Source organism: Corynebacterium sp. KPL3927 (assembly GCF_040225835.1).
GTDB lineage: Bacteria > Actinomycetota > Actinomycetes > Mycobacteriales > Mycobacteriaceae > Corynebacterium.
On the sequence record NZ_JBEHGD010000002.1, the window covers coordinates 39348 to 62643 of the forward strand.

A 23296-nucleotide genomic window follows, 5' to 3' on the forward strand; every position below is an offset into this window, starting at 1 on the left:
GAAAAGCTAAGCAGTCTTTCAACTAATGGCGTCATAATGCCCCGCCGGCTTTCCGGCGGGGCTAGGACCACGGTCGTAGTTTACGCGAGTCGCTGATTGAGGGAATCAAGGAGGTCATTCCACGCGGCGACGAACTTATCCACGCCCTCGCGCTCAAGGACCACAAAGACATCTTCTAGGTCAATGCCTACCGATTCGAGCTGGGAGAAGACCTTCTCGGCTTCTTCGCCGGCAGTGGATAGGGTATCTCCGTGGAAACCACCTTCCTGCAGGACCGCATCAATGGTCTTTTCCGGCATGGTATTTACCGTGTGCGGCCCAGCCAGCTCGGTCACGTACAGCGTTGCTGGGTAGTCAGGGTTTTTTACGCCCGTGGAAGCCCACAGTGGTCGCTGTACGGGTGCGCCTTCTGGGAGGCCGTTGTCACCGAGCAATTCCTCTTGGAAGAGGGCGTAGGCACGCTGCGCGTTAGCGACACCGGCCTTGCCGCGGAGGGACAAGGCCTCTTCGGAACCGATAGCCTCTAAGCGCTGATCAACTTCCGTATCTAGGCGGGAGACGAAGAACGATGCGACCGAATGGATCTTGGTGATGTCCTTGCCACCCTCGGCCGCGCGCTTGAGCCCAGCCTGGAATGCGGAGATGACCTCGCGGTAGCGAGACACCGAGAAAATCAAGGTGATGTTAACGCTGATTCCATCTGCGAGGGCATCCTCGATAGCGGGGAGGGAGCCTTTGGTCGCCGGAATCTTGATCATCGCATTGGGGCGGTCAACTTGGGCCCACAGTTCGCGGGCCTGCTTGAGGGTTGCCGCTGCATCGTCGGAGATGCGCGGATCCACCTCGATGGATACCCGGCCATCCTGGCCGTCGGTCTCAGCATAGATATCGGCGAAAAGGTCACAGGCGTTTTGCACGTCCGTAATGGCCAAGGAGTAGACGGCCTCATCGACCGAGGCGTTCTTCTCCTTCAATGCAGCCAAGTCCGCGTCATAGGCCGTGCCACTAGTCATGGCAGTGGCGAAGATGGCCGGGTTGGTCGTTACACCCACGATGGACTTGGAGGAAATAATCTCTTTTAAGTTTCCAGACTCCATACGCTGACGCGAAAGATCATCGAGCCACGTCGAGGTACCTAATTGGGCAAGTTCAGAAATGTTATTCATAGTCATTCCTTTAAGCGTCGGTGAGGTGGGCTTAGCGCTGCGTATCGGCGATGCTCTCGCGTGCGGCATCGGCAACAGCAGCAGAGGTGAAGCCAAACTTTTCGAAGAGCTCGTCGCCGGGAGCGGAGGCGCCGTAGTGCTCTAGTGAGACGTTGCGGCCGAAAGTACCGGTGTACTTGTGCCACGACATGGCGAGGCCAGCTTCGACGGAAACGCGGGCCTTCACGCTGCTGGGCAGGACCGATTCGCGGTACTCTGCGTCCTGCTCGTTGAACCACTCCAGGCACGGTGCCGAAACCACGCGAGCGGCCGTGCCTTCGCTTTCGAGCTGCTGGGCGGCCTCCACGGCGAGCTGTACCTCCGAGCCGGTGGCCAACAAGATGACGTCTGGCTCATCCTTAGAACCTTCGACCAAGGTGTAGGCGCCGCGGCGAACGCCATCGCGTGCCTTTTCCTTGGTGCCTTCCAAGATGGGGAGGTTCTGGCGGCTGAGCGTAAGGCCCTTCGGTGCAGCCTTGTATTCCATCGCTGCGGCCCAGGCCTGTGCGGTTTCATTGGCATCGGCAGGGCGGATAACGGACAGGTTCGGAATGGCGCGCAACGCCGACAGGGTTTCTACCGGCTGGTGGGTAGGGCCGTCCTCGCCCAAGCCAATAGAATCGTGTGTCCACACGTAGTAGGTATCGGTAGACATCAGCGAGCCGAGGCGCACGGCCGGGTACTGATACTCGGAGAAGATCAGGAAGGTACCGCCATACACGCGGGTATTTCCATGGAGGGCAATGCCGTTCATGATGGCGGACATCGCGTGCTCGCGGATGCCAAAGTGCAGGTTGCGGCCATATGGCTGCGCAGACCACTTATTGGTGGTGATGTTTTCAGGACCGAAGGAATCGGCGCCCTTAATCACGGTGTTATTGGAACCCGCCAAGTCGGCCGAGCCGCCCCACATTTCCGGCAAGGCAGCAGCCAAGGCTTGGATGGTCGCCTCAGAGGCTTTACGGGTGGCAATCGCATCACCTGGCTCCCATACAGGCAGCTCGGCGTCGAAGTTCTCCGGCAATTCGCGTGCGGTCACGCGGTCAAAGAGCGCCTTATTCTCGGCGTTTTCCGCTGCCCAAGCGTCGAACTTCTCCTGCCACTGCGCGTGCTTTTCGGCACCGCGCTCACGCAGCTTGCGGGTGTGGGCCAAGACCTCATCATCGATGTGGAAAGTCTTTTCCGGATCGAAGCCGAGCACGTCCTTGGTGGCGGCAACTTCGTCATCGCCAAGCGCGGCGCCGTGGACGCCACCGGTGTTCATCTTGGTGGGGGCCGGGTAACCAATCACCGTCTTAACGCGGATGAAGGAAGGTCGCTCCGTTTCCTGCTGGGCATTGCGCACTGCCTCTTCAATGGCGACGACGTCCTCGCCGGATTCCACGGTCTGGACGTGCCAGCCGTATGCCTCATAGCGCGCAGCGACGTCCTCATTGAAGGCGATATTGGTGTCATCCTCGATGGAAATCCGGTTATCATCCCAGAAAACGATCAGGTTGCCCAGCTTCTGGGTGCCAGCCAGGGACGATGCCTCTGCGGTAACGCCTTCCTGCAGATCACCATCGGAGGCAATGGTATAGACGTAATGGTCAAATGGGGATTGACCGGCTGGTGCCTCAGGATCGAAGAGGCCGCGTTCCTTGCGGGCGGCCATGGCCATACCTACCGACGATGCAAGGCCCTGGCCGAGCGGGCCGGTGGTGATCTCCACGCCATCAGTGTGGTGCACCTCAGGGTGTCCAGGGGTAAGCGAGCCCCAGGTGCGCAGCTCCTGGAGATCTTTCATCTCCAAGCCGAAACCGCCCAAGAAGAGCTGAATGTAGAGGGTGAGGGAGGAGTGGCCAACAGACAGCACGAAGCGGTCGCGGCCCGCCCAATTGACGTCATTGGGGTCGTGGTTGATGACGCGCTGGTAGAGCGTGTAGGCGAGGGGAGCAAGCGACATCGCCGTGCCTGGGTGCCCAGAGCCGCAATTTTGGACGGCATCGGCAGCAAGCACGCGCACGGTGTCGACCGCGCGAGTATCGGTCTCTGTCCAGTCGTCCGGATAACGGCGCTCGACCATAGCTTGCAGGTCTGGGGACAAATTATCTTTCGACACGGTATAAGGCCTCGCTTAACTCTAGGCGTTAATTGCTGAACTCCACACAGTCTAGTTACTTTTTTGACGGCGGTGCGGAATTATTGAAAGCTGCGGGTAACCGGTAAGCTGGCATGGCTAAGCGGTGTACGGCATAGCATTAGTTACTCTCTGCATTTCCGCTGCATTGATACGATCCATGTGCAGCGCATTTTAAATGTAAGCCATAGTGTGAATTAATTCTCCGGAACTTTTGTGCCGGGGTGTGCGACCACTACACCGTGGGCATGCCGCACTGTGTAGCGTGTGTGCTGTAGATCAACGTCTGTTCAGATAGTGGAGGAATTCCTTGGAGACCATCAAGGCCTATTTTGCGCTAACGAAGCCGAGGATTATTGAACTCCTCCTCGTGGCCGCAATTCCGGCGATGCTCCAAGCGCAACGGGGCGTTGAGGCGGTTTCTGAGAATATCTGGCTCATCATTTCCACCATTTTCGGCGGATGGATGGGCGCTGCGGCCGCCCATACCTTTAATAACGTGGTCGATTATGAAATTGACCAAAAGATGCAACGCACCCGCGCGCGCCCACTTGTGCGCGCCACGATTTCGAAGCGGAACGCGGCGATCTTTGCTTGGATCATGCTCGTGGTGTCGGTGCTGTGGCTGGGCATCCTGGCAAATTCTTGGTTGGCGGCGTTCTTCGTCATCCTCACGAACTTTTTCTATGTATTCGTCTACACCAAGTTTTTGAAGATGCGCAATGCCCAAAACATCGTGTGGGGCGGTTTAGCGGGGTGCATGCCGGCCATGGTGGGTTGGGCAGTCATCCGCGATAACGCGCCGGCGGGAGAGCCCGACCGCTGGTGGCAGGCAATAGTCCTATTCCTCATTATCTTTTTCTGGACCCCGCCACATACCTGGGCCTTGGCCATGAAATACAAGGAAGATTACCGCAAGGCCGGGGTGCCGATGCTGCCGGTCGTGGCGACGGAACAAGAAGTAACCCGCCAAATCGTGTGGTATTCCGTTGGCACGGTCATCGTCACGCTGCTGATCGTCCCCGCGGCATCGTGGATTTACCTCATTGCCGCCGTAACTTCTGGCGCGGTCTTCTTATGGCTAGCCATCCGCCTGCACCAAGGCGTAAAGAAAGGCGCAAAGGTAAAACCCATGCGCCTGTTTATCTATTCAAATAACTACCTGTCGGTACTCTTTATTGGCCTGTCCATCGATGCCGTCATAGGTTGGGAGCCAATCGGCCGGATGCTTGGTTGGTCCGCCACCCTGTTTTAGAACCCAGTAGCACGCTGCAGCGCGAGCCCGTGTGGCTCGCGCTCTATTCTTCCTTAGTCCTGCTTTACCCGCAGAACAATAGAACCGGTGGTGCTACGCGATTGTAGGTCGCGGTGGGCCTGCTCTGCTTCTTCCAAGGGATAGGAGGCCGATACGTTGAACTTGAGGTCCCCGTCCATCACAGCCTGGACGACAGCTTGCGCACGCATCTGGAATTCGCCCTCTTGCGCCGTCCACGCGCCGAGCGAAGGCCGGGTCAAGAAGATGGAGCCATGCTTATTGAGCAGCTGCGGATCGATGGGCTCAACCGGGCCAGAAGCGGCACCAAAGAGCGCGACGGTGCCGCGCGGGCGAACGGCCTCGAGCGATTCGAAGAAGGTGGCTTGCCCCACGCCGTCATAGACCACATCGACGCCGCGGCCGCCATTAAACCGACGAACCTGCTCGCCCAAACCATCGCTGTAGCGAAAGACATGGTCGGCGCCGCACTTATACGAGATCTCTTCCTTTTCATCGGTGGAGACAACCGTATAGACCGTTGCCCCCAAAGAGGATGCCATTTGGGTCAACAGCTGGCCCACACCGCCCGCACCAGCGGTAATGAGGCAGGTAGCGCCTTCGCCAAGCTCATACACGCCGTGGGAAAGGAAGTGGGCGGTCATGCCCTGTAGCAGCATGGAGGCAGCGATCTCGGTGGGGAAATCATCCGGCACGGCGACAAGGCCGTTCCGGGGGACGCAGACCTGCTCGGCATAGGAACCAAAGGCGTGGTGCCATGCCACTAGGGAGCCTTCCGCAATTTCCCCCTTGGGATCGTGGACAACGCGCCCCGTTCCCTCAAAGCCAGGGATAAAAGGCGTCTGGGCGTTATAGATACCCTCGCGGTAGTAGGTATCGATATAGTTCACGCCCGCCACGGTGACATCAACTAAGACTTCGTCCTCACTAGGCGTGGGCGCAGGAACCTCGGCGTAGCGCAGGACTTCCGGCCCGCCCGTTTCTGTGATCTGGATAGCATGCATAAGGCCATGCTATCCCACAAAGCGCAGTAGCTGCAGAAAAATTGTGCTGTCTAAATCCTAGACGGCGGCGCGTTCCTCATTTAATGATTGCTGGCGAACGGCGTATTTATCGTCGCCGGCGGGAGAGCCCGAGATGAGGTCTGGCGTGCCACCGACGCGGTGGCGCCCGTGTGCCCAGAGCAGGGCGGTAAAGCCGGTGACCACGGCGGACATACCTATGTGGAAGGGGACCGTCCACCGCGGCACGCCCAGGTAGAACTGCAAGACGCCCACGGCCCACTGGATGAGGATGCAGACGATAAGGACCCACCCTGCCTTCTTGGTCTCCTGCGGGGTGCGGTGCTTGTACAGCAGGAAGACGGTAATGGCGGTAAAGATGAGGTAGACGTACATGCACATGGCGTGGGCGATGGCCATGGACTCGGTATCCACATCCAAGCGGCCGTCCATTCCCACGCCGGAGTCGCCGGAGTGGACGCCGGAACCGGTCACCATCGTCCCGGTGATCAGGACGATCGAGAGGGCGATGGTCGCGATGACGGCGAGGATGCGAATCGCTTGCGGGAACCGCGGCTGGGCGGTGCCATCATCGGGTTCTTTGATGCGGGCATACAGCATGCAGGCAAGCCACACCAGCACCATGGAAGGCAGGAAGTGAAGAGCCACGGACCACCAGCGCAGATCCAAGTGCACGGAGATGCCGCCGATGACGGCCTGCAGGACGATGCCGGCCACGTTGAGCCATGCATAGACCCTGAGCTCAGGCCGGCGGCACGCCATATACATGGCGATGACTGCCGCGCCTGCTGCGGCGGAATCGACGAAGGTGAGCAGGCGATTACCAAACTCAATGATCTGGTGGATTGCCGGTGCTGCGCCCTCTACCGGTACCAAGGAACCAGGCTGGCATTGGGGCCAGGTGGGGCAACCCAGGCCGGAACCGGTGACGCGGACGATGGAACCAGATACGGTGATGCCGCCTTGGCAGAAGATCAGGATCAGCGCGATAAGTCGCTGTTGCTCCACGGTAGGGACGGCTTCTTTAAAAAAGCGTTTAGTTCTGGTCCAGTAATTCACAAGCTGCATCTTACTAGGGGGTGTGTAGCGAGCCGAAACCTTTGGCTCTATTTCGCGGGGAACTGGGTATAACTCACATTTAGCCGTCGAAACGGAACCAACGAACGGCCGCATACGACGCCACTGCCAGCCACGCGGTCAAGGAAATGAGTTCGATGCCAGGAAAGGTGGAATTGGAGGCATCGGCAAGCGCGCCCGCTAGCGCCACGGTGGGCACGATGTTGAGCAGGCCATTATCCCCCAAACCCTGGGAGTAAAGAGTCCAGCCGACGATCGCCAGCAGGATGAACCAAATGAGGTTGGCCAGCGCGAGTACGGCCTCAGAGCTAAGGGTGCCGCCAAGCACCAAACCCATGGCGGTAAAGGCGGCGACGCCAAATATGAGCGAGACGATCATGAGCAAAATACCGGGCACACTGATGCGCAGACCCAGGGCAAAGGCCGTGGCACCGAGCACCAGAATCTGGAATACCACCATCGTCAGCACGCCTATGATCTTGCCGCCGATAATCGCCCACGCCGGTACGCCGGAAGCGCCGGTGCGCTTTAAGGCCCCATAGCGGCGGTCAAAGGCCAGGGAAATTGCTTGCCCGGTGAAACCAGCCGACGTCGCCGCTACCGCAAGCACCATGGGAAAGACCTCGTGTAGACCATGGCCTGTGGTTGATTCCAGGTGGGCGGTCCCAATCAGGATGGCGAGTGGGATAACGATGCTGAGCAGTTGTTGTTCGCCGTGGCGCAGCATGAGCTTGGCTTCCATGACGCCTTGGGCAAGGATGATGGCGCCCGCACTCGCCCGCTTGGGTGCTGGGCGGAAGGTGCCGGGGGAAAACGTTGTGCTCATAATCGGGGGCCTATTCCTTGAAAATTCGCTTGTAGTGGGTGCGTGTATTGGTGATTCTAGGATGAAGACAAGGCACGAGGCTTCATCAACTGCGCAAGTGCCTGCCTGTGAGATCAAGGAATACTTCCTCGAGGTTCCGGTGGTGGGATTCCAGGCTTCGCAAAAGCACTCCTTGCCGGGCGAGCTCGGCGGCGAGGGCGGAAATCAGTTCCGGTGAACTGGGCTGGCTCACGCGGTAGTGCAGTGGCCGCGAGGCGGTCGTGGGGATCCCAATTCGCTGCAAGGCGTCCAGATCGACTGCGGAGTTGGCACTAAAACTAAAACCGGCGCCCTCGCCCTGGGCGGTAAGTTCCGCCGGCGTTCCCTGCGCCACGAGCGCGCCGTGATCCATGATGGCGATCTGATCCGCCAGTGATTCAGCCTCATCCATCAGGTGGGTGGTCAGAATAACGGTGGCCCCGTCGCGCTTGAGGGCGCGGATGAGGTCCCACACGGCGAGGCGGGATTGGGCGTCCATGCCTGCGGTGGGTTCATCGAGGAAAACCAGCTCGGGCCTGCCGATGACCGCGAGTGCCAGCGATAGCCGCTGTTGTTGCCCGCCGGACAGCCGCCGGTAGGACGTGCGTGCCACGCCTTGCAAGCCGAGGGTCTCGAGCAACCATTCCGGTGGCAGTGGATTGGCGTTATAGCGAGCGGTCAATTCCAGCATCTCTAGCACGCGGATGCCTGAATAGGACCCGCCGCCTTGTAGCATGATTCCCACTTTTTCGCGCACCTTATCTGGTGCGGTGCTGGGGTCAAGGCCCAAGACCTTAATGGATCCGGCGGTGGGGTGGATAAAGCCTTCAGACATTTCGATGGTGGTGGACTTGCCAGCACCATTGGGCCCGAGCAGGCAAAATATTTCGCCGTGTGCAACGCTCAGGCTGAGCCCATTGACGGCTGCCGTGGGGCCAAATTTCTTTACCACACCGTCCAAGGACAGGGCGGGGTTATCAGCTGGAATTGCATTCACGGGTGCCTAGTTTAAGACACGGATTCCGTTTCGGCGCATTGCAACCCACCACACGCCGGCTACTACGGCGAATGTGCAGGCAGCGGCGATATAAATGGAAAGCACCGTCCCGGCAGGCAAACCCAAGCCGCGCGGTAGGACGAAAAAGCTCATCGCGCCGGTATAGGCAACGACGCTAAACCGGAAGATGTGCCGGTTCGCCCACGCCGCCAACGGCAAAACGGCCCAGAGGATGTACCACGGGTGGACCACTGGGAAGAAGATAACGAGCACGAGGGTAGAGATTCCCAGCCCGCCCACGGGGTGGATATATCCGCGCAGCGTGGCAAAGAGCATGCGGGACATGAAGGCGACGGCGACCAAGACGCCGAAACTGCGCGTGATGGTCAATATGGCATCGGTGTGGTCCCCAAGGCCTAAAAACATGCCGAGGAAACCGGCGCCCACTCCCGTGGCCGTGGATAGGGAAAGCCAGGAGCGAATCGTGGCGGCTCCGCCTTGCCCGGTAATCCACCCGAGGTTAATGCCCGTGATGATACTGATGAGCGCAATGGTGACTACGAGCACCGCGCCCTGCACGGCAATGGCTATAAATAAGGCCCGCCAGCGCGGCACGCGCGCCTGCACGTGCAGGTGGCGGGCATACGCCATGCCGATAAAGCCGAGCCCAATAAAGCCGGTGACCTTGACCATTCCGGCGCAGGATAGGAAAAAGCCAGAGGCTATAAGCGCAACGTAGGCTCCTCTTTTATCCTGCCCCAGCTTATCGATGCCCCTTAATCCAAGCTCCATGCCCAGCAACGACAATCCAAGCATGATGGATTCATTATGGATACCGCCGACGAGGTGAAGGATGGTCAGCGGGTTCAAGATGCCGAGCCATAGTGCGGAGGCAGGGGAGACGCGGCATCGCTGAGCAAGCTGTGTGATGGCCCAGCCGGCCACGATGATGCCCACGATGGAAAGTAGGCGGTGGGCGATGACGCCTAAGACAATGGAATTTCCGGTGATGATGCTGACGATGGCCGCCAGCCCCAAGGCAACGGGCCCATATGGTGACGGTGAATTCGCCCAGATAAACGGAACGGAGCGCGCGAGCTCGTTGCCAGCGCCCAAGAGCTGAACTGGGCCGGCGGAATAGGGATCCATCCCTTGGGCCACGATGGAGCCATTGGCCAAATAAGAATAGATGTCTTGGGTAAATAAGGGTGCGGTAAAGATGAGGGGGATGATCCACCCAGCCCACGTGATCCACAGCTGGCGCGGGGAGACCAGCCGGCGGGAGCGATCGCTGGTGGGCTCGCCGGGTCGCGCCTGGCGCAGCGGGGTGCCCACGAAGGGGGCGAGGAAAATCCAGGCCGTTACTAAAAGCCCCACGCCCACCATGACAAGCGCAGACGAGGTCTGCAGCATACGCGACATGAGCGAGCCAAATGGCACATTGTCATAAGGGTTGCCCACTACAGGCAGCGCGCCTGCTCCCAAAGCGCCAAAGGCAATGAGGAGGGAACCGACGGTTCCGGCCCACCGCAAGATGAAAAAGGTGCGCTTTTGGGAGACCGTGGTGTGCTGCAGTTCCTCTGGCGCTTGGGTGATGAAATCGTAGCGAGTATCCCCGGCTTGCGCGCCGGTGCCTTCGGCGTGCAGCTGCACGGAACGAGAACCTGCGGTGCCCAAGCGCGGCAATTCTGCCTTAACGCTCTCGAGCACTCCCCGTAGTTTCCCTTTCATGGCTTAAGACCTTACGCGAGGACCGTGGGGTGGGAAATTCACCCCCGCCGCCACGCCCGGTGACTGCAATGGTGGCATTCCGGAATGAATTAAGGAACACTAGTGTTGTCTAATGATGAAAGCGCAGTTATGGCGCTTGCGTAGCGACGGCATTTCCGGCGCGACGGAGCGCGGTGACTGCAGGCAACTGACCTAAGGAAGGGAGGTTTTAGGGCATGGCTAACTCACAGCGCGCGGCAGCGGCGCATGTGGCGGTGAAAGAATCACGGTCCACGGATGGTGATACCCGCCGCCAGGTACTGCTGCTATTGCTTAAGGACGGCCCTGTAACCGCCTCTTACCTGGGTGAGCGCCTTGGTCTTTCGACCGCCGGGATCCGCCGGCATTTAGACATTCTGGTGGAAGAAGAACTAACGGAAGTTGTCGAGCGCCGTCCAGTTTCTCGTTCGCGGATGCATTCCGGAGCGGGTCGTGGGCGACCGGCAAAACACTTCCGCCTGACGGATCGTGGGCGTGCGCAATTTGGCCACGCCTATGATGAATTAGCTTCTGAAGCGTTGACCGCGCTGCGCTCTGCGGGCGGTTCAGAGGCTGTGAAGAACTTCGCTAAGGCTCGTTTTGAGCGCATCATCGCCGATGTGCGTCCCTTCGTGGACGCGGAAGAATCGGTCGAGGAAGTAGCGCGCAAACTGGCTGAAACCCTGGATAAGCACGGGTACGCCGCAACCGTGGACCGTGCGGGCCAGGGCGTGCAAATCTGTCAACACCACTGCCCGGTTGCCCATGTGGCGGCCGAGCACCCTGAACTGTGCGAGGCAGAGCAGGAAGTCTTTTCCGCCCTCTTAGGCAAACACGTACAACCTTTGGCTTCTATCGCAGATGGCCACGGAATTTGTACCACGAATATCCCCTTGACACCTGTCAAAACTAATACTGAAAGGAGCGAGTCATGACCCAGGCACAATCGGCACCTGATAACAAGATGACCGATGATGAGATCATCGATTCTATTGGTGCGTATGAGTACGGCTGGCACGACTCGGACTCGGCCGGCGCTTCTGCCGCCCGTGGCCTGAATGAGGACGTTGTCCGCGATATTTCCGCAAAGAAGGGCGAGCCCGAGTGGATGCTGAACCAGCGTCTCAAGGCCCTGGATATCTTTGATAAGAAGCCCATTCCCACTTGGGGCGCGGATCTCTCCGGCATCGACTTTGACCAGATTAAGTACTACGTCAAGTCCACCGAAGAGCAGGCGCAGACCTGGGACGACCTCCCGGATGATATTAAGGCCACCTACGATAAGCTGGGCATCCCTGAGGCAGAAAAGCAGCGTTTGGTTGCCGGCGTGGCCGCACAGTACGAGTCTGAGGTTGTCTACCACCAGATTCGCGAAGACCTGGAAAGCCAGGGCGTTATCTTCGTCGATACCGATACCGCGCTGCGCGATTACCCAGAGCTTTTTAAGGAACACTTCGGCACCGTTATTCCTGCCGGTGACAATAAGTTCTCCGCGCTTAACTCTGCAGTGTGGTCCGGCGGCTCCTTCATTTACGTTCCGAAGGGCGTGCACGTTGATATCCCGCTGCAGGCCTACTTCCGTATTAATACCGAGAACATGGGCCAGTTCGAGCGCACCCTTATCATCGTGGATGAGGATGCCTACGTTCACTACGTGGAAGGCTGCACCGCGCCCATCTACAAGTCGGACTCCCTGCACTCCGCGGTGGTGGAGATCATCGTGAAGAAGGGCGGCCGCTGCCGCTATACGACGATTCAGAACTGGTCCAGCAACGTCTACAACCTGGTGACCAAGCGCACCAAGGTGGAAGAGGGCGGCACCATGGAATGGGTCGATGGCAATATCGGCTCCAAGGTCACCATGAAGTACCCGGCCGTGTGGATGACCGGTCCGCACGCTAAGGGTGAGGTGCTTTCCGTCGCCTTCGCTGGCGAGGGACAGTTCCAGGACACCGGTGCGAAGATGACGCACATGGCGCCCTACACCTCCTCCAATATCGTCTCCAAGTCCGTTGCCCGCGCCGGCGGTCGCGCTGCCTACCGCGGACTGGTGCAGGTCAACCAAAATGCGCACCACTCCACGTCCAACGTGGAATGTGACGCCTTGCTCGTGGACAATATCTCGCGTTCGGACACATACCCGTATAACGACATCCGCAACGAGTACGTCACGCTGGGCCACGAGGCTACCGTTTCGCAGGTTTCTGAAGAACAGCTGTTCTACCTCATGTCCCGCGGCATTGCGGAAGAAGAAGCAATGGCAATGATCGTGCGTGGCTTCGTTGAGCCGATTGCTAAGGAGCTGCCGATGGAGTACGCCCTCGAGCTCAACCGCCTCATCGAACTGCAAATGGAAGGATCGGTCGGCTAAAGAAATGGTCGCTTCGAACGAATTCAATCCGGATAAGATCACCAAGGGTGACGTCTTTACCTCTACCAACGTGGAGGATTTCCCGGTACCGCACGGCCGCGACGAGGTGTGGCGCTTTGTTTCCCTCCGCAAGCTGCGGGGCCTGCACAACGGGGAATTTGCTCAAGCGGTGGCCCAGGATGTGAAGGTAAGCGAGCACCCCGGCGTTTCTGCAGAGACTGTAAGCCGCGACGATGAGCGTCTTGGCCGCGTGGGCAAGCCTTCTGACCGCGTGGCCGCCCAGGCATGGACCTCCATGCCGGAAGGTCAAGTGGTAACCGTTGACCCCGAGGTGCAGGTGGAAGATCCCATCACCATTACCTATACGGGTAAGGGCGAGGACGTGACCTCCCTCGGTGCCACCTCCATTGAGGTTGGCCACCATGCGGAGGCCACCGTGGTGCTGAAGTACGTTGGCTCTGGCACCCATGCGGATAACGTGGAGTTCATCCTCGGCGATGGCGCGCACCTGACCGTCATCGTGGATGTCGACTGGGAAAACGACGCGGTGCACCTGTCCAACCAGGTAGCTCAGGTAGGACGCGATGCAGTGCTGCGCCATAACTCTGCCATCTTCGGTGGCGAGGTCGTGCGCATCGTCCCACGCGTGAACTTCACCGCTCCTGGCGGCGATGCCGAGTTGCTGGGCGTGTACTTCGCCGATTCTGGTCAGTACTTCGAAAACCGCATGCTCGTGGATCACTCGGTTCCGAATTGTCGCTCCAATGTCCTGTACAAGGGCGCATTGCAGGGTGAGAAGAAGAACGAGGCTCGTACCTGCTGGGTGGGAGACGTGCTTATCCGCTCCAACGCACAGGGCACCGATACCTATGAGACGAATAATAACCTCATCCTCACGGACGGTGCGCGCGCTGACGCCATCCCGAACTTGGAAATCGAAACCGGTGAAATCACCGGCGCCGGCCACGCCGCAACGGTGGGACGCTTTGACGATATCGAGCTGTTCTACCTGATGTCCCGCGGCATTCCGGAGGCAGAGGCTCGTCGCCTCATCATTCGTGGCTTCTTCAATGAGGTCATCCACCGCATTCCGGTGCAATCCCTGTCCGAGGAACTGGAAAACCGCATTTCCGAAGAACTGGAAAAGATCTCCGCTTAACGCACTTACAGAAGGAAACCCACAAAAACTATGTCTACTCTGGAAATTAAGAATCTCCACGCCCAGGTTCTGCCGAATGAAGAAAACGGCGAGCCCAAGGAAATCCTGAAGGGCGTCAACCTCACCATCAACTCCGGCGAGATCCACGCCATCATGGGACCGAACGGCTCCGGCAAGTCCACCTTGTCCTACACCATTGCCGGTCACCCGAAGTACGAGGTCACCGAGGGCGAGGTGCTTCTCGATGGCGAAAATCTCCTCGACATGCCCGTTGACGAGCGCGCTCGCGCCGGCCTGTTTTTGGCCATGCAGTACCCCACCGAGGTCCCTGGCGTGAAGGTATCGCAGTTCATGCGCTCCGCCGTGACTTCCATCCGCGGCGAGGCCCCCAAGCTGCGCGAGTGGAATAAGGAACTTACTGAGGCTCGCGAGAACCTGAAGATTGATAAGTCCTTCATCTCCCGCTCCGTCAACGAGGGCTTTTCCGGTGGCGAGAAGAAGCGCCACGAGGTCATGCAGCTGGACATCTTAAAGCCCAAGTTCGCGGTCATGGATGAGACCGACTCCGGCTTGGACGTTGACGCGCTGCGCATTGTTTCTGATGGCATCAACCGCTACCAGGATGACACCAATGGCGGTATCTTGATGATTACCCACTACAAGCGCATCCTGAACTACGTCCAGCCTGATTTCGTGCACGTATTCGCTAACGGCCAGGTTGTTAAGACCGGCGGGGCCGAGTTGGCAGACCAGCTTGAGTCTGACGGCTACGACCAGTTCCTGCAGTAAAGACCAGCCCAGTGCTGGTTCATCCTCGATGAATCGAAGAAGTTTTATGTCTGGATTTGATGTAAACGCAATTAGGGAGCAGTTCCCAATCCTGCAGCGCACCGTGCGCGGCGATAAGCCGCTGGTGTACCTGGATTCGGGGGCTACCTCCCAGCGCCCGCTGCCGGTATGGAAGGCAGAGGAGGAGTTCGTTCTCCATACCAACGCCCCGGTTCACCGCGGCTCGTACCAGCTGGCTGAGGAGGCGGATAACGCCTATGAGTCGGCCCGGCAGGCCATTGCCGCCTTTGTTGGCGCGGATCGCGATGAGATTGCCTTTGCGAAAAACGCCACCGAGGCGCTTAATGAGGTTGCCTATACGCTTTCTGATGAGCGCGCGGGCGAGCTCTATGTAGGAGAGGGCGATACCGTCGTCATCACGGAGCTCGAGCATCACGCTAACCTCGTGCCGTGGCAAGAGCTCTGTGAGCGCACTGGTGCCACCTTGAAGTGGTACTCGTTGACTGACGATGGCCGCATCGACTTGGATTCGCTTGAGCTCGACGAGTCCGTCAAGGTTGTTGCGTTTACTCATCAGTCCAATGTGACTGGAGCGGTATCCGATGTCGAGGAGATGGTGCGCCGCGCCCGCGCGGTGAATGCCATGGTGGTGCTCGATGCCTGCCAATCCGTCCCGCACATGCCGGTAGATTTCCATGCCTTGGATGTGGATTTCGCCGCATTCTCAGGCCACAAGATGTGTGGCCCCAATGGTGTGGGCGTGCTCTACGGCAAGGACGAGTTGCTGCGCAAGCTTCCTCCATTCCTCACGGGTGGATCCATGATCGAGGTAGTGAAGATGGAAGGCACCACCTTCGCGGAACCGCCAACGCGGTTTGAAGCCGGAACGCAGATGACCAGCCAGGTCGTCGGCCTCGGTGCAGCGGTGAAGTTCCTCGAGGAGGTGGGGATGGATAATATCCATGCCCACGAGCAGAAGCTCACCGCCTATGCCTTGGAGCAGCTTCGTGAGATTCCTGGCCTGCGCATCATCGGCCCAGAAACGGCTGAAAACCGTGGCGCGGCCATCTCCTTTACCGTGGAAGGCGTTCACCCGCACGATTTGGGGCAGGTGCTCGATGACCAGGGCGTATCCATCCGCGTAGGTCACCACTGCGCATGGCCGCTGCACCGCGCCTGCGGTGCACAGTCCACCGCGCGCGCCAGCTTTTACCTATACAACACGGAAGCCGAAGTAGATAAGCTGGTAGAAGCCATTAAGGCCGCCCGCGATTTCTTTGGAGTTGCCTAATGAATCTTGATTCGATGTACCAAGACGTGATCTTGGATCACTATAAAAATCCGCAACACGCGGGGTTGCGCGAGCCGTTCCAGGCAGAGGTCCACCACGTGAACCCCTCATGCGGTGATGAGCTCACGTTGCGCGTCAACCTTTCCGCAGATGGCAAGACCGTTGAGGATGTGTCCTACGACGCCGAAGGCTGCTCCATCTCCCAAGCATCGACGTCCGTCATGGCGGAAGAGATCGTCGGCCTGCCCTTGGAGGAAGCCAATAAAAAGCTTGCCGAGTTTGAAAAGATGGTTACCTCGCGTGGCCAGGACGAAGGCGATGAGGACATCATCGGCGATGGTGTTGCCTTTGCAGGCGTTTCTCAATACCCGGCACGAGTTAAATGCGCGCTGCTAGGGTGGAAGGCTTTTCAGGCCGCCACCGCAGATGCGCTCAATGAAGTGGAGAAGTAAATGACCGATCCCGTAGATCCTTACCAGAACGAGAATTCGTCCTTCAGCGCAGGCGGTGAGCGGCCGGAGCAGACGGAAGAACAGCTGTCGAAGGCCTTTGACATCACCGAGTTCATGCGCGATGTCATCGACCCGGAGCTCGGCATCAACGTTGTTGACTTGGGCTTGGTCTATGACCTGTGGCTGGAAGAAGAAGATGGCAAAGAGCTCGCCATGATTAACATGACGCTGACCTCGCCGGCCTGCCCTTTGACCGATGTCATTGCGGAGCAGGTTGAGGACATCGTTACCGGCAAGAAGCTTGCCGATGGCGTGCGTATCAACTGGGTGTGGATGCCGCCTTGGGGCCCACACATGATTTCCGAAGAAGGCCGCGAGCAGCTCCAAGCTCTGGGCTTCGCGGTTTAATCACCACGGAATAGCGGGAAAGCGGCGGTAGTACTACCGCCGCTTTTCTGCGTGAATTAGTGCCTTGTGCTTTGGTTGCTAGACTGGCTTGTCGTGATTGTGACCAATGATTTTGAGGTACGCGTAGGCGCCCGCACGCTTCTCGATGCCCCCGGACAGCACCTCCGCGTCCAACCCGGCGACCGCATCGGACTAGTGGGCCGCAATGGTGCGGGAAAGACCACGACCATGCGCATCTTGGCCGGTGAGACCGAGCCTTATGGGGGCGCGGTTTCTCGCTCGGGTCCGATTGGCTACCTTCCGCAGGATTCGCGTGAAGGCAATATCGAGCAAACCGCGCGCGAGCGCGTGCTCTCTGCCCGTGGGCTGGATGATATTAAGCGGCGGATGGCCAAGCAGCAAGAGCTGATGGAAACGGCCACGGATGAGAAGTTCCGTGACAAAGCTATCCGTAAATATTCCCGCCTGGAAGAACAATTCGATTCCTTGGGCGGTTACGAGGCCGACTCCGAGTGCGCTCAAATCTGCGATAACTTGGGGCTGCCGCAGCGCGTTTTAGACCAGCAGCTCAAGACGCTCTCGGGTGGCCAGCGCCGCCGCGTGGAGCTGGCGCAGATCCTTTTTGCCGCCAGCGAGGGCTCGGGTAAGTCCCAAACCACGTTGCTCCTCGATGAGCCGACAAACCACCTGGATGCGGACTCCATTGTCTGGCTCCGCCAGTTCCTGTCCAAGCATGAGGGCGGACTGGTCATGATTTCCCACGACGTGGAGTTGCTCGAGGCGGTCTGTAATAAGGTCTGGTTCCTTGATGCGGTGCGCGGCGAGGCGGACGTCTACAACATGGGCTATAAGAAGTATCTCGACGCACGTGCCACCGATGAGGCGCGGCGGCGCCGCGAGCGCGCGAATGCGGAAAAGAAGGCCTCCGCGCTGCAAAAGCAGGCCGCGAAATTGGGCGCGAAGGCCACCAAGGCCGCAGCGGCTAAGCAGATGCTGAACCGAGCCGAGCGCATGATGAATGACCTCGACGAGGTGCGCGTTGCGGATAAGGTAGCCAATATTAAATTCCCCGAGCCCGCCCCGTGCGGCAAGACGCCCATGAATGCCAAGGGCTTGACCAAGATGTATGGCTCGCTGGAGGTGTTCGCGGGCGTGGACCTGGCCATCGATAAGGGCTCCAGGGTCGTTGTCCTGGGATATAACGGTGCCGGTAAGACCACCTTGCTCAAGCTTTTGGCGGGCGAGGAGCGCACCGACGGCGAAGGGGGCATCGTCAGTGGCCACGGTTTGCGCATTGGTTACTTTGCCCAAGAGCACGACAATATCCACCCGGATAAGAGCGTCTGGGAAAATACCATCGAGGCGTGTCCCGATGCGGACCAGCAAGAGCTGCGCGGGCTGCTGGGTGCGTTTATGTTTTCTGGCGATAAACTGCAGCAGCCTGCTGGAACGCTGTCTGGCGGTGAGAAAACCCGCTTGTCGCTGGCCACTTTGGTCTCCAGCCGCGCGAACGTACTGCTTCTCGATGAGCCGACCAACAACCTCGACCCCATCTCCCGCGAGCAGGTGCTCGACGCGCTCAATACGTACACGGGCGCGGTGGTCTTGGTAACCCACGATCCGGGTGCGGTAAAGGCACTCGACCCTGAGCGCGTGATTATTATGCCGGACGGCGATGAAGATCTGTGGTCCGATGAGTACATGGAAATCGTCGAGCTGGCTTAAGCTACATGAAGACGCTAATCGAGAGGATGCCCGCCTGGCGGGATAAGTTTTGGGTCATTCCCGCTGTAGCGGTAGCAGTGGCCGTCGTGGCGGCCGAAGGCATGCTGGCGATCGACCGCAACTTCGATCTGGCGCTCTCTCGACTCTATGACGGCAGCGCGGAAAGCGCCCAGGGCCTGCTCACCGCCGTGGCCACCGCCACGCTGTCTCTGGCCGGCACCCTGTTTTTCATTACGCTGACCGCGCTTTCCGGCGTGGTGACGGTGATGGGTCCGCGCCTATTGCACGAGTTTTTAAAGGACCGTTCCATCCAGTCCACACTGGGGATCTACCTGGCAACCTTTACCTATTCGCTGCTATCTCTACGTGCCGTGCGTGCTGGTGGTGAAGGCAAGCAAGAACACGTCCCCTCGCTGAACGTCGCAGTCGATATTGCCTTGGCGCTGATATGCGTGGTCTTTTTGATTTATTTCATCGTCCACATCGCGCAGTCTATTAGCATGTCTCACGTGGTGCACGTGGTGGCCCAGGATGTGGAAGAGCACATGCGGCGCCTTATCGAGCGCGGTGAGGAAGAGAAAGTATCAAAGGCCCCGGGTTCGGATTTCTACGAATCCGCCGACGCAACCCGCAGCTCCCAAACGGGCTACCTAAAATTCGTGGACTACAAGTCCATTGCCCAAGCAGCCGCCGTAGAAGATTGTGCGGTTCACCTGGGCGTAGCCCCCGGCGATCTCGTGTTAGAAGGCGAAGTCATTGCCCACGGCGTGCCGCACATGCCGGAAAACATTGAAAAGCACATCGTGGTCACGCAGCACCGCGAGGATGCCTCCGCGCACGACCCGCGGTTCACAGCCCGGCACCTGGCAGAGATTGCCGCCCGTGCTTTAAGCACCGGAGTCAATGACCCCTATACAGTCATCGACATCATTGACCGCTTCACACAAATCTTGGTGGTCATAGGGGACAAGCGCCTGCCGCAGGGGATTATGCATATCGATGGCGAGTTCCGCCTGGATTATCAAACCTTTAGCTACGAGCAGATTATTGAGGCGATGTTCACCCAAATCCGCCGCGATGCGGCCGATAATGCTGAAATCTATCTCAGCCTGCTCAATAACCTGGCCAAGGTGGTGGCACTGCTGCGCACCGTGGAGCGCCGCAACGTTCTAGATGAAGCCGCGGAGGCTATCTACTCCGATGCGGGCCGCCAAGTCGGCGGCGAGGTGGAGCTGCACCAGCTAGAGGATTCCTTTCAGCACTTTAAAGCGAACCTCGCCCGGTGGGAAGAATCCGAGAAACCGGGCGAGGAGAATGAAGACTCCGAGTCCTAGCGGAGCCTTGGCGCACTTTCCCTGGGCACGCTTGCCCTAGGTGTGGGGTACTCCACACCTAGTTACGGAAACCGTGCACAGGTGCGGGGATAAAGCCGCCGCGGTTAATGAACTGCGAGTTGCCCACCGTATTAACCGGGATGATAGGGGCATAGCCCAAAAGACCACCGAAGCTGACCTCGTCGCCCACCTTGGCGCCAGGTACCGGAATGACGCGCACGGCCGTGGTCTTATGATTCATCACGCCGATTGCGGCTTCATCTGCAATCATGCCGGAAATCGTGGCCGCCGAGGTATCGCCGGGGAGTGCAATCATGTCAAAGCCGACTGAGCAGATCGCGGTCATGGCTTCCAGCTTGTCCATGGAAATGGAACCGGACTTTACGGCATCGATCATGCCCCTGTCCTCAGAGACGGGGATGAATGAACCGGACAAGCCGCCCACGCGGGAGCATGCCATCATGCCGCCTTTCTTCACGGCATCGTTAAGCAGCGCCAGAGCCGCCGTCGTGCCGTGCGTGCCCACCTGATCCAGGCCCATGTGCTCGAGGATGTGCGCCACGGAATCTCCAAGTTCTGCCGTGGGAGCCAAAGAGAGGTCAATGATGCCGAAGGGAACGCCGAGGCGCTCGGAAGCCATATTGCCCACGAGTTGGCCGGCACGGGTGATCTTGAAGGCGGCCTTTTTCACTTCCTCTGCAACCTGATCCAGGGTTGCACCTTCCAAAGAGCCGAGAGCGCGGTCCACCACGCCGGGGCCCGAGACACCGACGGAAACAACGCAGTCGGGCTCCTCGATGCCGTGGAAAGCACCGGCCATAAACGGATTATCGCCCACGGAATTGGCAAAGACGACGAGCTTGGCGCAGGCGATTGCGGAATTATCTTTGGTGAGCTTTGCGGCTTCCTTGATGACCTCGCCCATCTGCTTCGTTGCATCCATATTGATGCCGGCGCGAGAGCTGGCGATATTGACCGAGGAACACACCACGTCCGTATCAGCCAAGGCTTCTGGGATCGAGGCAATGAGTTTTTGTTCTGCGCTCGTCGCACCCTTTTCCACCAGCGCGGAGTAGCCGCCGACGAAGTTAACGCCTACTTCCTTGGCGGCCTTGTCCAGCGCCCGTGCGGCATCGACGGGGTTGCCGTCCAAGCCTGCGACAACGAGGGAAATGGGGGTGACGGAGATGCGCTTGTTGACGATCGGGATGCCGAGCTCACCTTCGATGCCCTCGCATACCTCAACCAAGCGGCCCGCTTGCTGCGTTACGCGGTCATAGATGGCGTGGCAGGTTGCCTCCATGGTCGAGCGCGTGCATCCCAGCAGGGAAATGCCCATCGTTACGGTGCGGATATCGAGACGATAATTTTCGATCATCTCGATGGTGTCCAAGATATTGGTGGTATTAAAACGCGTGCTCATGTTAAATCTCGTTCATGGCGGTAAAGAGGTCTTCGGACTGAATGCGGATGGATTGCTGTTTTTCCTCCGCCACCGGGCGCATCCGCTCCTTAATGGTCTGGATGGACACGGCATCCGCGTCGAATTCGACGCGGAGGATCATGGTGAAGTAGTCACCCATCAGGGTTTGCGATACGTCAACGACGTTGATGCTGAGATCAGCAAGGGTCGTGGTTACTGCTGCGATGATTCCGGTGCTATCGGCACCTGTAACGGTCATAATGGCATACATAGTCAGTATTCTATCTGGTTCGGTGGGCAATGCTTACACCACGGTAGCGGCATGTAGTGACTTCGCTGCGGAAGTGTCGCTGCAGCATAAAAAATGCGCTGTTACGATGGTGCGCTATGACTGATACTAAGAAAAAGATTTTGTACATTGGCGGACACGGCAAGGTAGGACTGCTGGCGGCTCCAAAATTAGCGGCTGCCGGCCATGAGGTTCACTCGCTTATCCGTAACCCAGAACAGAAGGCCGATATCGAGCAGGCCAACGCTACGCCGGTTATTGCAGATATTACTGAGCAGTCCGTTGATCAGTGGGCGGAGCTTTTCGCAGATTATGACGCGGTTGTGTGGGGTGCCGGAAACGGTGGCCGTGGCGGTGCCGAGCTGACGTGGGCGGTTGACCGCGACGGTGCCTTGGCCGCCATCGAGGCCCTAGAAAAGCTGGGCAAGGATGTCCCGCAATTCGTCATGATTTCTTATGTCGGCTCCCAGGTCGCGACGACGGACCCAGCCGATGAGAAGTGGTACGCCTACGTGGAGTCCAAGAAGGAAGTAGACAACCGCTTGGCAGACAGCTCCATTCCGCACATCATCCTGAAGCCCGCTGGCCTGACGGAGGAGCCTGCGCAGGGGCTGGAATTCGCTGAGGACAAGATGCTACAGGAGGGCCAGACCTCGTCTCGTGACTTGGTGGCAGACGTCATCGTAGAGGTACTGGGCCGCGAAGAGCTTCCAACGTCTCCAGTCGTATTCGTCGACGGCGACAAGCCAGTAAGCTCCATTAAGTAATAGTCAGCCATCTATGAGTCTCTCGCGCCCAACCGTATTGCTCGACTGCGATCCAGGGATTGATGACTGCCTCGCCCTAATGTATTTGGCGGGGCTGCATCACGCAGGCGAGATCGAATTGGTGGGCGTGAGCACGACTGCTGGAAACGTCGAGGTCCAGCAGACTGCCGCCAATGCACGGTGGATTTTAGATCTCTGTGGATTGCCGGAAGTCCCCGTCGCCCCAGGGCGGCCGGCTCCACTCGAGGTCGAGCTGATCACGACACCTGAAACCCACGGGAAGTCCGGCTTGGGCTATCTTTCCGCGCCCGACCACGATTTCGGCGATATTCACTGGCAGGAGTTGTGGTCGACCGCGATTGCCCGCAACCCAGGTCTGCACCTCATCATTACTGGCCCGGTAACTAATTTGGCGGACTTCGAGCGGGCGCATGGCGATGCCGTTGCGCGGTGCGGCTCGATTATCATCATGGGCGGTGCCGTTAATTACCGCGGCAATACGACGCCGACCGCGGAATGGAATTTCTGGGTAGATCCGCACGCAGCAGCTCACCATTTTCGAACCTCAGCGGCACCACCCAGTACTCTCTGCTCGCTCGAGGTTACCGAGCAATTTCTCATCACCCCAGAACGGTTAGCAGAAATTGTGGGGCTGCTCGGCACCCACCCAATGGCTGATAAACTGCCGGAGATACTGCGGTTCTACTTCGAGTTCCATCAAGCGCAAGAAGAAGGCTACCAAGCCCAGATCCATGACCTTCTGACCTGCATCATCGCCCTAAAGAAGGTATCGTTCGAGGCGGTAGAAACGACTATTGACGTGGAAGCGGACTCTGCGCTGATGCGCGGGACCAGCGTCGCAGACCTCCGCAATCACTGGGATCGGCCGGCTAATGCCTCGCTGGTGACCAGCGCAGACATTCCAGCCTCCCACCGCGAATTCGACAGGGCGCTGCGCAGCTTGGGCGCGCGTGTTGCTCAAGGCGAATAAATCTTTTACCC

21 protein-coding genes are annotated in these 23296 nt (G+C 58.8%); 12 read left to right on the top strand and 9 right to left on the bottom strand.

Going from position 1 to position 23296, the window contains the following annotated elements; translation table 11 throughout:
* Positions 1 to 80 precede the first annotated feature (80 nt).
* Positions 81 to 1166 (bottom strand): transaldolase, encoded by a 1086-nt coding sequence (gene tal / locus ABRP86_RS01760; RefSeq protein ID WP_349862208.1) that lies wholly within the window; start codon positions 1164 to 1166, stop codon positions 81 to 83.
* A gap of 31 nt (positions 1167 to 1197) precedes the next feature.
* The gene (tkt, locus tag ABRP86_RS01765) at positions 1198 to 3270 is read right to left on the bottom strand and encodes a transketolase (protein ID WP_349862278.1); all 2073 of its coding nucleotides are present in this window, start codon (positions 3268 to 3270) and stop codon (positions 1198 to 1200) included.
* Between the two features lie 364 nt (positions 3271 to 3634).
* Here tkt and ABRP86_RS01770 point away from each other — a divergent pair, with 364 nt between their 5' ends.
* Positions 3635 to 4579: a heme o synthase gene (locus ABRP86_RS01770; RefSeq protein ID WP_005279123.1), complete on the top strand. Its 945-nt coding sequence runs from the start codon at positions 3635 to 3637 to the stop codon at positions 4577 to 4579.
* A 53-nt stretch (positions 4580 to 4632) separates the two neighbouring features.
* Here ABRP86_RS01770 and ABRP86_RS01775 read toward each other — a convergent pair whose 3' ends face one another.
* From ABRP86_RS01775 to mptB, 5 genes are all read right to left on the bottom strand, one after another.
* Entirely contained in the window at positions 4633 to 5601 is a 969-nt protein-coding gene (locus tag ABRP86_RS01775) for a quinone oxidoreductase family protein (protein ID WP_023022432.1), read from the bottom strand.
* A 57-nt stretch (positions 5602 to 5658) separates the two neighbouring features.
* Positions 5659 to 6687, bottom strand: a complete 1029-nt coding sequence (locus ABRP86_RS01780) for a COX15/CtaA family protein (protein ID WP_349862209.1) — start codon at positions 6685 to 6687, stop codon at positions 5659 to 5661.
* A 70-nt stretch (positions 6688 to 6757) separates the two neighbouring features.
* A complete protein-coding gene (locus tag ABRP86_RS01785) occupies positions 6758 to 7522 on the bottom strand; it encodes an ABC transporter permease (RefSeq protein ID WP_023022428.1) in 765 nt (254 codons plus the stop codon).
* An 85-nt stretch (positions 7523 to 7607) separates the two neighbouring features.
* A complete protein-coding gene (locus ABRP86_RS01790; RefSeq protein ID WP_023022426.1) occupies positions 7608 to 8537 on the bottom strand; it encodes an ABC transporter ATP-binding protein in 930 nt (309 codons plus the stop codon).
* 6 nt (positions 8538 to 8543) lie between these two features.
* Complete coding sequence (mptB, locus tag ABRP86_RS01795; RefSeq protein ID WP_349862210.1) at positions 8544 to 10268, bottom strand: polyprenol phosphomannose-dependent alpha 1,6 mannosyltransferase MptB; 1725 nt, start codon at positions 10266 to 10268, stop codon at positions 8544 to 8546.
* Between the two features lie 215 nt (positions 10269 to 10483).
* Here mptB and ABRP86_RS01800 point away from each other — a divergent pair, with 215 nt between their 5' ends.
* The 9 genes from ABRP86_RS01800 (at position 10484) to ABRP86_RS01840 (ending at position 19815) form a co-directional block, all read left to right on the top strand.
* Positions 10484 to 11221 (top strand): helix-turn-helix transcriptional regulator, encoded by a 738-nt coding sequence (locus ABRP86_RS01800; protein ID WP_023022422.1) that lies wholly within the window; start codon positions 10484 to 10486, stop codon positions 11219 to 11221.
* On the top strand, positions 11218 to 12657 hold the full coding sequence (gene sufB, locus ABRP86_RS01805) for a Fe-S cluster assembly protein SufB (protein WP_023022420.1): 1440 nt from the start codon (positions 11218 to 11220) through the stop codon (positions 12655 to 12657). Before ABRP86_RS01800 ends, sufB begins: the two co-directional genes overlap by 4 nt.
* Before the next feature lie 4 nt (positions 12658 to 12661).
* On the top strand, positions 12662 to 13816 hold the full coding sequence (gene sufD / locus ABRP86_RS01810; protein WP_349862211.1) for a Fe-S cluster assembly protein SufD: 1155 nt from the start codon (positions 12662 to 12664) through the stop codon (positions 13814 to 13816).
* 30 nt (positions 13817 to 13846) lie between these two features.
* Positions 13847 to 14605: a Fe-S cluster assembly ATPase SufC gene (sufC, locus tag ABRP86_RS01815; protein WP_005279139.1), complete on the top strand. Its 759-nt coding sequence runs from the start codon at positions 13847 to 13849 to the stop codon at positions 14603 to 14605.
* A gap of 46 nt (positions 14606 to 14651) precedes the next feature.
* Complete coding sequence (locus ABRP86_RS01820; RefSeq protein ID WP_023022417.1) at positions 14652 to 15896, top strand: cysteine desulfurase; 1245 nt, start codon at positions 14652 to 14654, stop codon at positions 15894 to 15896.
* Positions 15896 to 16348 (top strand): Fe-S cluster assembly sulfur transfer protein SufU, encoded by a 453-nt coding sequence (gene sufU, locus ABRP86_RS01825; RefSeq protein ID WP_005279143.1) that lies wholly within the window; start codon positions 15896 to 15898, stop codon positions 16346 to 16348. The genes ABRP86_RS01820 and sufU overlap by 1 nt, the downstream gene beginning before the upstream one ends.
* Complete coding sequence (locus tag ABRP86_RS01830) at positions 16349 to 16756, top strand: metal-sulfur cluster assembly factor (protein ID WP_005279145.1); 408 nt, start codon at positions 16349 to 16351, stop codon at positions 16754 to 16756.
* A 93-nt stretch (positions 16757 to 16849) separates the two neighbouring features.
* Positions 16850 to 18481 (top strand): ABC-F family ATP-binding cassette domain-containing protein, encoded by a 1632-nt coding sequence (locus tag ABRP86_RS01835; protein WP_034659222.1) that lies wholly within the window; start codon positions 16850 to 16852, stop codon positions 18479 to 18481.
* Between the two features lie 5 nt (positions 18482 to 18486).
* Complete coding sequence (locus ABRP86_RS01840; RefSeq protein ID WP_349862212.1) at positions 18487 to 19815, top strand: DUF2254 domain-containing protein; 1329 nt, start codon at positions 18487 to 18489, stop codon at positions 19813 to 19815.
* Positions 19816 to 19873: 58 nt separating this feature from the next.
* On the opposite strand, the gene ABRP86_RS01845 is transcribed toward ABRP86_RS01840, so the two are convergent.
* Positions 19874 to 21238 (bottom strand): PFL family protein, encoded by a 1365-nt coding sequence (locus tag ABRP86_RS01845; protein WP_349862213.1) that lies wholly within the window; start codon positions 21236 to 21238, stop codon positions 19874 to 19876.
* A gap of 1 nt (position 21239) precedes the next feature.
* On the bottom strand, positions 21240 to 21509 hold the full coding sequence (locus ABRP86_RS01850; RefSeq protein WP_023022407.1) for an ACT domain-containing protein: 270 nt from the start codon (positions 21507 to 21509) through the stop codon (positions 21240 to 21242).
* A gap of 116 nt (positions 21510 to 21625) precedes the next feature.
* On the opposite strand from ABRP86_RS01850, the gene ABRP86_RS01855 reads away from it, so the two are divergent.
* Both ABRP86_RS01855 and ABRP86_RS01860 read left to right on the top strand, forming a co-directional pair.
* Entirely contained in the window at positions 21626 to 22294 is a 669-nt protein-coding gene (locus ABRP86_RS01855; protein ID WP_023022405.1) for an NAD(P)H-binding protein, read from the top strand.
* A gap of 13 nt (positions 22295 to 22307) precedes the next feature.
* Positions 22308 to 23285, top strand: coding sequence for a nucleoside hydrolase (locus tag ABRP86_RS01860; RefSeq protein ID WP_349862214.1), 978 nt, complete (start codon positions 22308 to 22310; stop codon positions 23283 to 23285).
* Positions 23286 to 23296: the final 11 nt, after the last annotated feature.